Here is a 14,452-nt window from a genome sequence, read left to right as displayed (position 1 = left end):
ATAGCGGCGGGAAAATCACCTGTATCAAGTCTAATCGACCGGAACCAGGCGCATCGGCAGGTTATCCTTGGGTTTCGGCATCGGTAGATACTGCAACTCAGGGGCGTAGCCCGGGCGCAACTGGATGTCGTGCCGGATAACGATGTGGTACATAAAAATGCGAAACACCATTTGTGCGAAATGCATGCCGATGCATTTATGTGCACCGCCACCAAACGGATGGAACAGGAACGGGTGTTGTTTGTGTTCTCCGCGATCAAAGCGATCGGGGTCAAATTTATACGGGTCTGTCCACCACCCGGGCATAACGTGGTTGTAGGTAATGGCATTCATCAGCACGGTGTCTGCGGGAATTTCCACGCCCGACAATTCACAGGTGTTGATGCTGCGCCGTGGAAACAGCGGTACGGATGAATGCAGGCGTTGGGTCTCATTGAACAACAGGCTGAATGAGGGCAGGGCCTCAAAATCATCCTGGCCAATAGTGTCTTTGCCCAGCGCACGCGCTTCATCGCGCAGTCGCTGTTGCCACTCGGGGTGTCGACCCAGCTCAAAGCAGGCATTCACCAGCGACGCCGTGGTGGTGTCCTGTGCGGCGAATAGCAGCACTACAAAATTCTCTACGATGTCATAATCTGAAAAATAGTTGCCGTTCTCATCCCGCTCTCGGCAGAAGTGCGCGAGGATATCCTGATCACTGTTGTGACGTTTTTCCGCGATAAGCTCGCGAATAAAGTCCGCGATGTACTGTTTGGCTTTCATACTGCTATGAAACTTGAAGCCGGGAAGGTTGACCTCGAAGATGAAGGTAAATCCGTCGATAAAGTCCTCAAACGCGGCCTTGAGTTTTTCCGCCTCTTTGCCCTGCTCGGTGACGCCTGTGAAGGTCTGTGCCGCGATATCCATAAGGGTTGAGCGGGCTGTCCCGGCGAGTTCGAATTCGCCACCGCCGAGGAGAGGGCGCAGTGTATTGCGACAAATTTCGTTGATGTGTGCAACGTAGCCGTCCATGCTGGAGCGCTTGAACGCTGTTTGCATCAACCTTCGCTGAAACCGATGTGCTTCGAAATCCTTCATGATCAGGCTGCCGCCGATCAGTTTCTCGAAGTGGCCGAGTCCTTTGGCAGAAGAAAAATTCTTCTCCACGTCGAGATGGAGTGCGCGCGCGTTGTCCGGACCCAGTGCGAGGACAACATGTGTCGGCCCCATCGCGAACCTGGAAATCGGGCCATACTGATGAAAGCGGTCATCGCAGAACTTCAGTGGATTGCTTTTCAGGGCGAGGGCGTTGCCGATGATTGGGAGACCGTATTCCCCTGGTATCTGCCGCAAATCGCGGTTATCCGGACGTTCCAAGTAATGTGATTCTGTCATGCGATACTCCAGCATCTGGCACTGCCGATTTGGCACGGCAAAAGCCAGAGTTTACTCAATAGTGCACGGCCGGATATATGTATTGCTGGCGAACTGTCTGTTTCTCAATGGGCTCTAATAGCCAGCAGTACCGTTGTGGCGTAGTGTGTTGCTCGCCGGACGGGCGGCAGGCAAGGCTTATTGTGTAGTTAGCCACAGGGTGAAATTGGCTACAAAGATACCAAGGTAGTTGCCCAGCGCGTAGCCGATGATGGCCACTGATAAGCCTGGTAGCAGAATCTCCCGGTTTTTTAGTGCGCCGGCAATAACGGGGATAAAGGGCACTGACATAATCGCCGCAGATGACGTTATCAGGAATGTATCGGTATCAATCCTGAACAGTTTGCAGAGGATGGCCTGCAGCACCAGAGAGCCGAATAAAATGAACAGGGTGTACGCGGCGAGGTGGTAATCGATGTTTACGATCATATCGATGTCAATCATGGAGCCTGTGGTAAAACAAAATACCAGCACAAAGTACATGCCCAGGCTGTAGCTGTTGGTCAGCCTCCTGATCGCCGGAACAAGGGAGAAGAGCAGGCCGAGAGTGGTAATGGCGACAACCATGATGGTGGACATCGAGTCTTCCGGAAACGCGCTGGCAACAAGATACGAAATCCCCACTACCGCCAGTGACAGCAGCAGAGCGCTGAGCGTCTCCATTTTTCTGCTGCTGGCAAGCAATTGGCGATAGCCGTTGGCACTTTCATCCATCATATGTGCCATATCGTGGGTGCTGCCGGCGGTGTCGTCTTCACTGACCTGATAAGGGCGTAAAAATAAACCAAACAGGCGTTTGCCCAAGGTGATCACAAAAATCAGGTAGATGGCTGAAAACAGCAAATCGTAGGTGACCATGGTGATAAACACCGCGTCGTCGCCGTTGATGGCCGATTTGATGGCCGCCATATTCGGCCCACCTCCGGTGTAGGCTCCAACCGACATGCCGGCAATCTGCCATATGTTGGCCAGCATTGGGTGAAACAATACCGCACCGACGATGCTCACGAGCACGATCGAAAAGAGCGCCAGCGCCATACCGGTCAGTGCGCCCCCGGCATGTGTCAGCGCACTTTTCACGTTCATGGAAAATACCAGTAGCGGCAGCGCGATGACAATGGCGACCTCGGCAATACTGCGTTGCACTTCCGCAATTTCGCCGGCGCTGCCGTTCAGAAGTGAATCCAGACCCACTGAGCTGGCAATTCCCAAGCCGAAACACAGCGTGACTACACCAATCTTGTCGAGTGCGACCACTCTTTGGCACAGCCAGATAATGAGCGCGGGGATCATCAGAAAGAATAATGCTGTCACTGCCATAGTGCTTAAGGCGCCTTGACGGTTGTTGTTAGGAAGCGGGCAGCTATACTGCGATGCGGTGTATGTCCCGGCAAACGCGCAATTTACCACGTTAATGAAAAATGGCCTAACGCACAGGCGGAGAAATAGCCCGCAGCGGTGCTGCCGCTGGTAGCGCGTAGAGGGTCACCACAAACTGTTGGCCAATACGCACCTGTGCGCTTACACTTCTTGCCTCAAGTTGTGGCAGTGTTGGGCGCGCCGGATTATTGGCCGCAAAAAACTGCAATAGAACCCCATAGGAAAGGCAATGTATACGTTATTGGCTATTATTATCGTTGCTGTGGTCGTCTGGCGAGTGTATCCCAGAGACAAGAGCGCCCCTCCCTCGGCCTACTTTCAGAAGCTTTCAGCCGTGTTGGCGCAATCCCGTGTCGCCAAGCCCGTTCTGATCATTGACAAGCAGCGGCTGATAAAAAATATTGACGCGGTTTCCCGCCACGCCAGCGGCATTGGCGCAGACGTGCGCGTGGCCATGAAGTCACTGCCGAGCGACCCTCTATTGGATATCATCGCTGAACGTCTCGGTACAGACAAAATGATGATCTTCAGTATCGACTATCTGAAAACCATCTGTTTGCGCAAATCGTATGTTGACGTGCTGCTGGGGAAACCGATGCCCGCGATGGCAGTGGCGGACTTCTACGAATCGAGCGCGGAATACGCGTATCAGGCTGAAACTGTCGCCGGTATTCAGTGGCTGGTAGACAATATGCAGCGGCTGCAGGATTACGCCGCCCTGGCTGAGAAGCAAAACCTGCAACTGAAGGTAAATCTTGAAATCGACATTGGTATTCGCCGTGGCGGCTTCGACAACACGGCCCAAGTGCGAAAGGCGCTGCAGTATGTCAGGGATCACGCGCGTCTCGAGTTCTCAGGCTTCATGGGTTACGAAAAACATGTGTACTACGTGGCGTTCAGCGATAGCAGTCGCCAGCGGTTGCTAGAGGAATGCCTGGATTTTTATCGCTCCTGCAAAAACATTGTTCGAGAGGTATTTGGCGATACTCTGCCCATCGACGAGCTGACCTGGAATGCCGCGGGCAGTGTGACCTACCCGATGTATCGAAACAATGCCATCGCCAATGAACTCACCATCGGCTCCTGCTTTGTTAAACCGGCCCATTTTGACACCAGAACACTGGCGATGCATGAGCCGGCGCTATACATAGCAACGCCCGTGTTGAAAACCTCGCCGCATTTTCTGGTCCCCGGCCTGCCCTGGCTAGCCAGGTTGCTCTCCTATTGGGACGTAAACCGGCGGCGTTCGTTTTTTATCTTTGGTGGGCTCTGGAATGCGGCACCTGTATCACCACAGGGGCTGGCTAAGAACGGCTTTTTCGGTGGTTCAAGTAATCAGGAGTGCTACTTCGGTGCCGAAGGTATTGATCTGAAGCCAGGTGACTACGTGTTTTTCCGGCCCAATGAAAGCGAAGCAGTGATCACTCAGTTCAATGAAATCCTGGTCTACGACGACGGCGAAATAGTAGATTGCTGGAAGCCGCTGCCGCCGGCTCCCTAGCTGGCTGTGCTTTGTTCGCCTGGCAATTTGTAGCCGCGGGGTCTAGATCGGTTTCGGCACCCACACCAGAAAAAGGGCTAGCTTATTTCCACCCAGCGCGTCTCGGCCGATGCGGCCCTGATCGCATCCAGCACCTTCTGCATATGAACCCCATCGGCAAAGGTGGCGGGTGCGATATCACTGGGCGCAGGTTTGCCGAGAATCTTATTCGCGAATGTCTCGTACAGCTTCGTATAGGGTGCCAGGTCCGTGCCCATTGAGTGCAGCATATCGTAAGCAGTCACCAGCAGGTCTGTGGAGGGCGGCACGGGGGCATCATTGGCGTAGCTGCCAGCTTCCAGTGTTCTCTGTCCCGCGGCGTCTGAGATAACCACCTGATCGTTTTCAAGCCAGAGCGAGCCGTTGGAGCCAATCACGCGGAGGCTGCTCTGGAATGAGCCAACTGCGCTGATGCTGCTCTGCATGACACCGCTGACGCCTGAGACCGTGCGAAAGTGGGCAGAGTAAGCATCGTCGGCAGTCCAGTCGTGATCGGACAACAGCTGCAGCGTTGCACTTACACCGGCAAAATCGCCAAACATATGCTGAATGTGGTCGATGACATGCGAGCCATAGGCACCGAGCCAGCCGCCACCCTGGGCTTTATCGCCCCACCAGTCGGGCACTTCGGCGCTGCGCTCGACCAGTGCGGGAACGAGCAAGATAAACTGCGCCATCCGAGGTGTACCGATAAGCCCATCGTGTATGGCTTTAGTCGCGAGGGCCTGTGATGTCTGCCAGCGAAACTCCGCACCGAGGAAGTGCACAACACCTGCAGCATCGGCTGCATCGAGCATTTGCTGGGCTTGTTGTGCATTTGCAGCGAACGGCTTCTCGCAGACAATATGTTTTCCCGCTACGGCGGCGGCGAGCACGATGTCTGCATGCGTGTGGGGCGGCGTAGCAACGGCGACAGCGTCAACACCGGTCAAGGCCAGTGCTTCCGACAGGTCGGTCAGTCCCAGAGGGATATTGAACTTCGCGGCGCGCTCCCGTGTTTTCTCGGGGTCACGACCGACCACCGCTTTAATATCGAAGCCGGCTGCACGCAGCGCCCTCGCATGAGTCAGTATACCGAATCCTGTGCCGATAATAATGGCGCCGAGTTGCCTGCTGTTCATGGTGTCTCCCGTTGAATGAGAAAGTGGATAGAGAAAGTGGATTGCGTACCGGACTCAGCTGGTACTTCGCGCGGGCGCAATGCTCTGCAATACGCGAATGAACTCTTCGGGTTCTGGTCGAATACGGTAATTGTCCGTTTGGCTGGCAAACACTACGGTATTGTCCCGATCGGTGATGATAACTGTGGGCATGGCGGTATTGGGGTCATAGGCGTCACCTCGGCCGGGAATACCGGAAGGTACGCCATCCACGTGCTCTATACCCAGTGCTTGCGCTACTCGATTATTATCATCGACTAAGAATTGCAGATTCACATCGAACCTGGCTGCCAGTTTTCTGCTCTGCTTCTCTGCCTGGGAGCTGATGATAAAAACGTCGGTACCCAGCGCCTCTATCTCTCGGTACCGCGCTGCCATTTCCTTCACCTGAACAACGCATAGCGGGCACCAGTTGCCGCGAATAAACAGCCAGATTTTCTGTCGACCGTTGCTCTCCAGGCTTGTAACCATATTTCCATCGGTATCGCTCAAGCTGAAATCGGGAAGGGGCTTACCTAGCTGAATTTTGCTCAATGATCGATCCAGTGGCGTGTACCAGTAATTGTAAAGACAGACCCCGAATAACCCGATAAACGACGCGATGGCAAAGGCAGTCAGATTGAAATCGATAATCGTGCAGACGACCCCGACAATCGCTGCAATCAACTGCAGGGGCAGATGTCGACTGGTTCGCGCAGTGGCACCGGTGCCGACATAGAGGAAAAAGCCCAGCATAGGCATGGTGGAGAGACCTGCTCCAAACCAGGCGAGTGCAAAATCTTCGGTGACGAATTTATATATGACATATACCGAGGTGACTGCCAATACTGCATTGTAGGGAATCGGAAAATATTTCTTCATTATTATCTCAATAGGCAATGATGAGTTTGGCTGCTTACAACTATAGTCAATTTTGGTCTTTCAGACATTGCCACTTAAACGCCGGGTTTGTGGGCATAGTGTTATTAAAGTTGATCAAGGTATATATCTGTACCGGGTATCGTCGGAATAAACGGCGCGGCGTAAACGATGTCAGCGCGACAGTGCTTGTGTAGCTGCGATAACAGTGAGTCTGCAAAGGTCTGCCAGCTTTCTGCCGGGTCAGCGTCGAAAAAGTGCAGTAGCACCCTTCGGCGCTCGAGAATATCGTGTGCCACGCGCGGTACATAGGCCGGTACCGAGTCGGGCAGTGGCTGCGGGGCCAGGCAAAGTGACATGCAGCAACAGGTATCTACCATCGCCGCATCCAGTGCCGCAGACAGTGCCTTTCGTACATCCCCGGTACGTTCGTCGCTGTTGTCTCCAGCAGGAAAATCGATAAAAGTCATGCCCAGACCCTTGAAGGGGTGCTCCAGTGCTAACTCGGCAGGGACCCCGTCCTCGTCGCGAAAACTACCGAAATCATAGTGATAAAAGCCACTGGTGATATTGTCGCGCGGTGGGTCCATACGCTGCTGTGCATGCAGTTGATGCACTTGCGCAATTGACCATTGCAGCGCCTCTTCATAGCGTTGATCCAGTATCCAGTAACTCGCCAGGAACGAGCCTTTCATCAGGTCGTCAGTGATCGGTGTGTCCGCGGGAAAGCGAAGCTCTTTGAGTGCGCGCGTTGCCACCCAGCGCCGACCGGAGAAAAAATTGGCTCCAATCATACAGCCGGCGTAAAAGTGATCCCGCTCGTACCAGCGGTGAAACTCTCTCTCAAAGCCCGGGGCCGGCTCCAGTAATGTGAGCAGAACACTGCCCAATTTTATTTCTGGAATGTCCACAGGCGTTAAAGAGATTTGAGTTCACTGTACATCTCGCCAGTGAATTCCCTGACGAGTTGTTCGCTGCCATAGATTCTCTCGCCACCGAGGCGGGGGTCACCCGACTCAACACTGCCGGGATCGAGAAACAGCACGCCAATCGTGCGCAGTGCGATAATCGAATCTTCGCGTTTGATACGGATGACGTATTCCTGCGCAACCGATTGTTCATTGACCCATTCATCGACCAGATCATACCCCTGTATCCGTGACATAAATTCGCGTATGAATTGATCATAATAGCGACGCGTGGTGTCGCCACCGCTAAACGTCAAACCAGCGGGGTGGAACTCGTAGACTGGGTCGGCGCACAGTGTGTCCATTAATGCATCGAGTTTGCGTTCGCCTTCCAGCCGGGCGTGGCGATGGCCGAGTTCTGCCATATCGGCGGCAGTCCAGTTAGTCTTCATCGGTTTGCCTCTTGCTCAAGTGCGCTGGTTTAGTTCACTGCGATGCCTGGAACCCTTCATATTACGCAGTCATAATCGCGCAGGTTGACGAGTCTGGCAACATTTGCAAAACGTGACAGAATAATTGTCAGCGGCCAATAGTCGGTTTGTGAACGAACTGCAGGTGTCGACTGGTATACCTTGAGTCAGTCACGAATGTGGCCCATGGGCGTAAAACGAGTAAACTGTCTCCATGCAAATAAAATGGCGTGCTCAATATGTTCAATACACTTGAAGTGTCCGTTACCGGCAGCGTTGGTGCGATTTGGTTGAATCGCCCCGACAAACTTAATGCTCTATCGATCACGGTTTTGAGTGAGTTGGTAAAGGCGGCTGCCTGGTTTGACGAGCAGCCCGAGGTTCGCGTCGTGACTGTTGGCGGTCGGGGCAAGGCATTTTCTGCCGGAGCCGATCTGGCAGGCTTCCCGGCGCCGGGTACAGCGGATATACGTAATGCAGCCGATGCCGGTAGGATTATGGCTGACGCACTGGAGAACATGAAATCGATAACCATCGCGCGTGTCCATGGCTGGTGCGTTGGTGGGGGACTGGTACTGGCGGCAGCCTGTGATCTGCGCATTGCCGAGCAAGATGCGCGTTTTTCCATCCCGGAAATTGATTTGGGAATTCCACTTGCCTGGGGCGGTATACCTCGCCTGGTGCGCGAAATCGGTCCTGCACTCACCAAGGAATTGGTCATTACCTGTCGTGAGTTCGGTGCGGGAGAGGCCCGGGCGGCGGGTTTTCTGAATAGGGTGGTTCCGGCAACGGATCTCGATCATGCGGTGTCGCAACTGGTTGACACTATAGTTGCCAAGCCCGCTATTCCTGTAAGCGCCACCAAAGTGCACGTTGATGCCGTGACTTCACAAATGGTAGGAATAGACAGGGCCTGGTCCGATGCGGATAGCCTGATAGCAGCCCTTCACAACCCAGAGTGCGCAGCGGCACGCGAGGCCTATATCGCATCACGGCTATCGAGGAATTAATTATGGCAAAACAGACAATCAAGTTTGAAATTGAGAAAGAAACCAAAAACAGCGTGCGCTATAAGGAGTCGCCCGAACCCGGACAGGCACCGATTATCGGCAGCCTGTATGTGCAGAAATGGTTCGCCGGTGCTGCCCGCTCCCTCGAAGTAACCATCGAGAAGAAGGATTGAGCGTGCTTTACCGAGCCGTGCTATTGCTGGCGCTGTTTTCGCCTCTGGCTTTTGCGGATGACCTGGATGCAACTGCGTCCATGCTGCGTGAGAAAGCGCTGGCGAGTAACCGCGGTTGGGAGATCGTCGAGTCGCTGACGACGGAGGTTGGCCCACGGCTGGCGGGCACAGCTGCGGACAGACGTGCAGTGAGTTGGGCGGTAACCATGCTAGAGCAGGCAGAAAAGACCGGGGTATTCGACCGTGTCTGGTTGGAGCCTGTAACTTTTCCAGTGTGGCAGCGTCAGCGGGAACAAGCCCGTGTGGTCTCTCCCTATCCACAGCCACTTGAAATCACTGCACTGGGTTACAGCGGTTCTACCGACGGGGAGATCAGCGCCGAGGTGGTTGCATTCCCCGATCTTGCTTCACTGCAGGAAGCGGAGGCGGCACAGCTAGCGGGAAAAATTGTATTTGTTAACCAGCCGATGTACCGACACCGTGAGGGCGCTGGCTATGCCGAGGTGGTGCCAAATCGATATGCCGCCGCTGTTATCGCCAAAGAAAAAGGCGCTGTGGCCGCGTTGATTCGATCTGTGGGAACCGATAACCATCGCTTTCCCCACGCCGGCGTTGGTTCCCGTGTCGAGAATCCACTGCCGGCCGCAGCGTTGTCTGTTCCCGATGCACAACAGCTACAGCGCATACTGGATCGCGGGGAACCCCTGGTGTTGGCTCTGGATATTGCGGTCTCAGAGCAACCCGGCGGCGAATCCCATAACGTTATCGCCCAGATCGATGGTCGTGTTGATGCGCAGAAGGTCGTTTTGATTTCGGCGCACCTCGATAGTTGGGATCTGGGCACCGGTGCGATTGATGACGGTGCCGGAGTCGCGATCACCGTCGCTGCGGCGCAGCTGATAGGTGAGTTACCACAGCGCCCCAGGCACAGTGTGCGGGTGGTGTTGTTCGCCAACGAGGAACAGGGTATCTGGGGTGCCAAGGCCTATGCCACACAGCATCGGGATGAACTGAAGGACCATTTGTTTGCTTCTGAGTCAGATTTTGGCGCAGGCCCTGTTTGGCGGTTTGATACTGCAAATAGCGAGTTGATGAAGAAAGTCATGCCACATCTGGCGGTGTTGAACATCGAAGAGGGCAGCGCAGCCAGCAGTGGCGGCCCCGATATTAGGCCGTTGCAGGAGGCCGGTGTGCCCATCTTTCGATTAAAGCAGGAGGGTGCTGACTATTTTGACTACCATCACACCGCTGATGATACGCTCGACAAGATTGATGCCGAAGAACTGCAACAGAATGTCGCTGCCTGGGCGATAGTGACGTTTCTCGCGGCAGAATTGGAGTGATTGAAGTGCGACGGGATCAGGATTCATAACGCTAATGCCGATACAGACTGGCATTGCGGCAGTGTAAAAAAGTGAATGGAGGCAGATCACTGTTTCGCTTGCGGCCCTCTCAGACCCAGCGTGATCGAAAATAGATCTGTCTCCATTCCAGCGATATTGGCGAGTGTCTAGCCGGTAAACGAAACCGAGGGCTTGGCAACACCTGCAGGTTTTTCACCCTTGATATGGGCGAGCATGGTATCGGCGTCTGACACTTCAAACGGATCAATCTCACAGTTGTCGCCAAACTCCGGCTCGATGAACATTTGCTCAATGTTGCCATCGTTGACCAGCATCGAATAGCGCCAGGAGCGCATGCCGAACCCGAGATTTGCCTTGTCTACCAGCATGCCCATCTTGCGCGTAAACTCGCCGGAACCGTCGGGCAACAGGTAGATATTCTTGTTGCCAACATGCTTGCCCCACTGGAACATCACAAAGGCATCGTTCACAGAGATGCACATAATTTCGTCGACACCCTGGGCCTTGAACTCCTCGTACAACTCATCATAGCGTGGCAGGTGGTTGGAGGAGCAGGTCGGTGTGAATGCGCCGGGCAAGGAAAAAACCACCACGCGCTTGCCGCCAAACAGGTCAGCCGTGGTTTTGTCTTCCCAGCGGTAGGGGTTTTCTCCCTCGACAGATTCGTCTCTTACCCGGGTTTTGAATACGACATTGGGTACGCGGTCGCGCATAAAGTGGCTCCTTGGTTACAGTTGTTGTCTGTGTGTTGGAAGGGATAATAACGAAAATCCTGCAGCTGTGAAATCAATTGTGGGTATATGGGCAATTGAATACAACTACGATGCTATCGCAATCGGGCAGGGCCGGAAATTCTCTGCGGTAGAGTGTATGCTTTATCGATAAGCATTGTGAACAACGGTAGGGGGCGAGGGATACATGGGGACGACTGAAACGGGCGCTTGGTACCACAAGCTCGCCCTGCTCGCGCCCGCGCCTTACAAACCGTGGAGGCACTCGCTGCGCATAGCGATCGGTACAGGGGTGCCATTGCTGGTCGGTGTGCTTGGCGGTGATGTCCGCGCCACGATATTTGTCGCGCTCGGTGCGTTTCTTACGGCCATCACCGTTCGGCTGGACCCTTATTCCGAGCGCCTCCTGCAGATTGCGATTTCAACCCTGGTGGGAATACTGGGTTGTTTTATCGGTCCGGCAGTTGCTGATCAGGGATTGATGACGGTTTTCATGTTGACAATTGTCGCGCTGTTTTCCGGATTGATCAGCGGCTATGGCGCGGCTTTCTCCACAGGTGCCCTGAATATGCTGGTGCTCGCCATCGTGACCTCAAGCATGGCACATGCGGTGTCGCCGTGGTGGTTGGTGCTCCAGTTTTTGCTGGGCGTGCTTTTCGTTGTGTTGATGCTGGCGATAGCGGCGCTTCTGGATCGCGATCGTCCGGAGCGGTATATGCTGGCCGGTTTGGTCGGTGTGCTGGCCGATCTCGCTCGTGCCGCTGCCGCACTGTCCACCGGGGCAGACGCCGGGAAACGCGCTGCACTGGAGGATCGGCGCCGCATCGTGATGGACTCGAGCAAGGCCGCGTATGATGCATTAATAGAGAAGCGATCCCATGGTCGCGCCCCTACACGGCACTCCCGGCGTGCGGCAGCCATTCTCAGTCTGGTGAATCAGTTGACCATGTCGATCATCGCCGCCCGCGACGGTAGCGCGAGCCTGCAGGATTCGGCTGATCGGCTGGATGAGATCGCCAATACCTACAGGCAGAGAGGTGCACGCCCCAGTGAGGCCGCAGCTTCCGGTGAGCAGCAAAGTGAATTGTTGCGCGGCGTCGAGAGGTTGGCAAATGAGATCTGGGCACCCTCCGAAAAAACTCAGGAGAATGTCGAGAAGGTTACTGCGCACGCGAGACCGGTTTTTGTGAGAAATCCACTGAGTGCCTTGGCGAGGAAACTCATTATTGGTCGCGAGGTCGTCACCGCCGCGCTCAGATTGTCATTGTGCATGGGCATTGCTATCGCTATCAGTCAGTTGTTTGTGGCCGACCATGCCTACTGGTTGCCGATGACGGTCGCTATTGTGCTTAAACCCGATTTTGGATCGGTGTTTGTGCGCGGTATTCATCGCAGTCTTGGCACAGTAATCGGCGTAGGTGTTGCCGCCCTGATAGCCGCGCTGGTGCACAGCGATCTCTGGATTGTTGCGATTATTGCTGTGCTCTGTGCGTTTATCCCGTGGGCGGGATTGCGCAGCTACGCTGCCAGCGTCGCCTTTCTCACGCCGGTGATTTTGCTGATGATCTCACTGGTGTTTCCCGGATCGGCGGAAGACTTTGCCGTGCAACGGCTCATAGATACCCTGGTGGGCGCGGCAATTGCGCTTGTTTTCGGCTATCTTATCTGGCCGCGATCGCAGGGTGTGCAGATCAACGCCGCATTTTCCAGTGTGCTAGAAACCGTCGGCGCATTTCTTCGTGCCGCCACAACATCTGTGCCCGAAGACGAGGATGCTCTGGCAGCTTTCCGCCAGGCTCTGGCAGACAGCGAGTTTGCGGCGTATCGGGGTTTGTCGGATCTGAGAACTCAGTTGCAGCGCCTTCTGGCCGAACCGCCACCGGCTGGCCGTGAAGCGGCATCGTGGTATCCCGCCGTAGCTGGTGCTGAAAGGCTTTGTGATTGTATTACTGTCTATGCAGAGGGGCGTCGCCTGGGCGAAGGCCCGCCGGATGAAGCACGGATCAAACATGCGCTGGCAGCTCTCACCGGGTTGCAAAGTGGGGTGTATGCCAATACTGGCTCTGGGGGCTCGGCCAATAAGGCGCAGACGGATGACCGGTTTGCAGAGGTGGAGGCTGAACTTGCCTGGCTTTGCGACTACCGTAGTCAGCTGAAGACGCCCGTGCATGCGAAGGGCACGCAAGCCGTTGTCAGCTGAGCAATTGTACCCGGATGCCATTACCCCGACACAATAGGGTGCCCGGGCAGGCGCGCCGGGCAAAATGACGCTATCATCGCGGCACGGCCGGAAACTGTCGAAACCCAAGAGGTGCCTCGCACTGAGCGACTCCAACGGTTTTGCCATGTCGCCTCGTACGATATGCCATTATTGCCAATGGTGTCAGTGCTGAGCCACGTATCTGAATAGGAAATACCTGATTATGGGCGCCTTCTATGTAGAGCATGAATATTGGTTTGCCGCCTTCCAGCTGGTGATGGCCATGCTGGGCATGGGGGCGACGCTCACCGGCCGCGACTTTCGCGACGTGGTGCGAGAACCCAGAGCGGTCACCATCGGCTTGGTGGTGCAGCTGGTTCTGGTGCCGCTGGCTGCATTTGCCTTTTTGTGGGTGCTGGGTGTCAGTGGTGGGGTGGCCATTGGTATAGCACTGATTGCAGCAATTCCAGGTGGTACCACGTCCAATATTTTTACCTTCTTTGCGCGTGGTAACAGTGCGCTCTCGATCAGCATTACCGGTCTCACCACGCTGGCCTGTCTGGCGACCACGCCGCTGATACTCACTGCGTTGATTAGTGACAGCCTGCCCGCCGATTTCACTATGCCCACGGGGCAGATCGTCAATGAAATAGCCTTTACCTTGTTGCTGCCACTGGCGCTTGGCATGGCCTTTCTCTACATGTATCCAGAGAGGGCGGTGGTTGTGTCGAAGTGGTGTATCCGCGCCTCCTTGTTCGGCATTGTATTGATCGTTGTCGGCTCCACCAGTGCCGGGCGCCTGAATATTGATGCATTTGGCCTGGACAATGTGCTGCTTGTGATAGCGTTCACCGTGGTGCTGGCGGTGATGGGTTGGACGGCCTCCCATGTGTTCAAGCTCTCAAGGCCGGATGCTACTGCTGTCGAGTTTGAAGTGATCGTGCGCAACGTCAATCTGGGTGTACTGCTGAAAGCGTCGTTGTTCCCCGCTGCGACCGCAGCAACGGGACAACTTGGTGATGCGGTATTGTTTTCTTTGCTGCTCTACGGCGGCCTGCAACTGATCATCGCGGCGCTGTTAGTGCCGCGGTATCGTGCCAAACACGCTGCGAGTGTCGGTCGCCAGTCGTGACGCATCGGTGGGGTTGTGGTTGTAAGCCGAGCTCTCCCCACTTTTTCTCAATTGCCGCCAAGGATTGCGGCGTGCACATCGTCTAATAACTGAACAAGCCAATATTGGTCATC

At 55.0% G+C, this 14,452-nt stretch carries 13 protein-coding genes; 6 read left to right on the top strand and 7 right to left on the bottom strand.

The features are described from left to right. Window positions 1-30 precede the first annotated feature (30 nt). Both AC0L6S_RS10325 and AC0L6S_RS10320 read right to left on the bottom strand, forming a co-directional pair. Window positions 31-1,374, bottom strand: a complete 1,344-nt coding sequence (locus tag AC0L6S_RS10325) for a cytochrome P450 (RefSeq protein ID WP_473428404.1) — start codon at window positions 1,372-1,374, stop codon at window positions 31-33. A 177-nt stretch (window positions 1,375-1,551) separates the two neighbouring features. Beyond that, entirely contained in the window at window positions 1,552-2,733 is a 1,182-nt protein-coding gene (locus tag AC0L6S_RS10320) for a DUF819 family protein (protein WP_473428403.1), read from the bottom strand. A gap of 289 nt (window positions 2,734-3,022) precedes the next feature. On the opposite strand from AC0L6S_RS10320, the gene AC0L6S_RS10315 reads away from it, so the two are divergent. Continuing rightward, complete coding sequence (locus AC0L6S_RS10315; protein ID WP_473428402.1) at window positions 3,023-4,294, top strand: alanine racemase; 1,272 nt, start codon at window positions 3,023-3,025, stop codon at window positions 4,292-4,294. A gap of 77 nt (window positions 4,295-4,371) precedes the next feature. On the opposite strand, the gene AC0L6S_RS10310 is transcribed toward AC0L6S_RS10315, so the two are convergent. The 4 genes from AC0L6S_RS10310 to AC0L6S_RS10295 form a co-directional block, all read right to left on the bottom strand. Further along, a complete protein-coding gene (locus AC0L6S_RS10310; protein ID WP_473428401.1) occupies window positions 4,372-5,454 on the bottom strand; it encodes a Gfo/Idh/MocA family protein in 1,083 nt (360 codons plus the stop codon). A 54-nt stretch (window positions 5,455-5,508) separates the two neighbouring features. Then, a complete protein-coding gene (locus AC0L6S_RS10305) occupies window positions 5,509-6,354 on the bottom strand; it encodes a peroxiredoxin family protein (protein ID WP_473428400.1) in 846 nt (281 codons plus the stop codon). Window positions 6,355-6,458: 104 nt separating this feature from the next. Next, window positions 6,459-7,241, bottom strand: a complete 783-nt coding sequence (locus AC0L6S_RS10300) for a hypothetical protein (protein ID WP_473428399.1) — start codon at window positions 7,239-7,241, stop codon at window positions 6,459-6,461. A gap of 26 nt (window positions 7,242-7,267) precedes the next feature. After that, window positions 7,268-7,711: a hypothetical protein gene (locus AC0L6S_RS10295; RefSeq protein ID WP_473428398.1), complete on the bottom strand. Its 444-nt coding sequence runs from the start codon at window positions 7,709-7,711 to the stop codon at window positions 7,268-7,270. A gap of 257 nt (window positions 7,712-7,968) precedes the next feature. Between AC0L6S_RS10295 and AC0L6S_RS10290 the strand changes: the two genes are divergently transcribed. The 3 genes from AC0L6S_RS10290 to AC0L6S_RS10280 are packed head-to-tail and all read left to right on the top strand — an operon-like array spanning window position 7,969 to window position 10,255. Beyond that, window positions 7,969-8,739 carry an enoyl-CoA hydratase/isomerase family protein gene (locus AC0L6S_RS10290; protein ID WP_473428397.1) on the top strand — a complete coding sequence of 257 codons (771 nt, stop codon included), beginning with the start codon at window positions 7,969-7,971 and terminating at the stop codon, window positions 8,737-8,739. A 2-nt stretch (window positions 8,740-8,741) separates the two neighbouring features. Then, the gene (locus tag AC0L6S_RS10285) at window positions 8,742-8,912 is read left to right on the top strand and encodes a hypothetical protein (protein ID WP_473428396.1); all 171 of its coding nucleotides are present in this window, start codon (window positions 8,742-8,744) and stop codon (window positions 8,910-8,912) included. A 2-nt stretch (window positions 8,913-8,914) separates the two neighbouring features. Continuing rightward, window positions 8,915-10,255 carry a M20/M25/M40 family metallo-hydrolase gene (locus tag AC0L6S_RS10280; protein WP_473428395.1) on the top strand — a complete coding sequence of 447 codons (1,341 nt, stop codon included), beginning with the start codon at window positions 8,915-8,917 and terminating at the stop codon, window positions 10,253-10,255. Between the two features lie 167 nt (window positions 10,256-10,422). On the opposite strand, the gene AC0L6S_RS10275 is transcribed toward AC0L6S_RS10280, so the two are convergent. After that, the gene (locus AC0L6S_RS10275) at window positions 10,423-10,989 is read right to left on the bottom strand and encodes a redoxin family protein (RefSeq protein ID WP_473428394.1); all 567 of its coding nucleotides are present in this window, start codon (window positions 10,987-10,989) and stop codon (window positions 10,423-10,425) included. A gap of 205 nt (window positions 10,990-11,194) precedes the next feature. On the opposite strand from AC0L6S_RS10275, the gene AC0L6S_RS10270 reads away from it, so the two are divergent. Together AC0L6S_RS10270 and AC0L6S_RS10265 are read left to right on the top strand one after the other, a co-directional pair. Further along, on the top strand, window positions 11,195-13,207 hold the full coding sequence (locus AC0L6S_RS10270) for an FUSC family protein (protein WP_473428393.1): 2,013 nt from the start codon (window positions 11,195-11,197) through the stop codon (window positions 13,205-13,207). Window positions 13,208-13,430: 223 nt separating this feature from the next. Continuing rightward, window positions 13,431-14,339: a bile acid:sodium symporter family protein gene (locus AC0L6S_RS10265; protein WP_473428392.1), complete on the top strand. Its 909-nt coding sequence runs from the start codon at window positions 13,431-13,433 to the stop codon at window positions 14,337-14,339. Window positions 14,340-14,452: the final 113 nt, after the last annotated feature.

The organism is Halioglobus sp. D3-4 (assembly GCF_055809315.1).
This window is presented reverse-complemented; position numbering and strand designations above follow the sequence as displayed.

Coding starts and splice junctions, on each gene's coding strand:
- AC0L6S_RS10325 (WP_473428404.1), bottom strand. CDS start 1,374: ATGACAGAATCACATTACTTGGAACGTCCGGATAACCGCGATTTGCGG.
- AC0L6S_RS10320 (WP_473428403.1), bottom strand. CDS start 2,733: ATGGCAGTGACAGCATTATTCTTTCTGATGATCCCCGCGCTCATTATC.
- AC0L6S_RS10315 (WP_473428402.1), top strand. CDS start 3,023: ATGTATACGTTATTGGCTATTATTATCGTTGCTGTGGTCGTCTGGCGA.
- AC0L6S_RS10310 (WP_473428401.1), bottom strand. CDS start 5,454: ATGAACAGCAGGCAACTCGGCGCCATTATTATCGGCACAGGATTCGGT.
- AC0L6S_RS10305 (WP_473428400.1), bottom strand. CDS start 6,354: ATGAAGAAATATTTTCCGATTCCCTACAATGCAGTATTGGCAGTCACC.
- AC0L6S_RS10295 (WP_473428398.1), bottom strand. CDS start 7,711: ATGAAGACTAACTGGACTGCCGCCGATATGGCAGAACTCGGCCATCGC.
- AC0L6S_RS10290 (WP_473428397.1), top strand. CDS start 7,969: ATGTTCAATACACTTGAAGTGTCCGTTACCGGCAGCGTTGGTGCGATT.
- AC0L6S_RS10285 (WP_473428396.1), top strand. CDS start 8,742: ATGGCAAAACAGACAATCAAGTTTGAAATTGAGAAAGAAACCAAAAAC.
- AC0L6S_RS10275 (WP_473428394.1), bottom strand. CDS start 10,989: ATGCGCGACCGCGTACCCAATGTCGTATTCAAAACCCGGGTAAGAGAC.
- AC0L6S_RS10270 (WP_473428393.1), top strand. CDS start 11,195: ATGGGGACGACTGAAACGGGCGCTTGGTACCACAAGCTCGCCCTGCTC.
- AC0L6S_RS10265 (WP_473428392.1), top strand. CDS start 13,431: ATGGGCGCCTTCTATGTAGAGCATGAATATTGGTTTGCCGCCTTCCAG.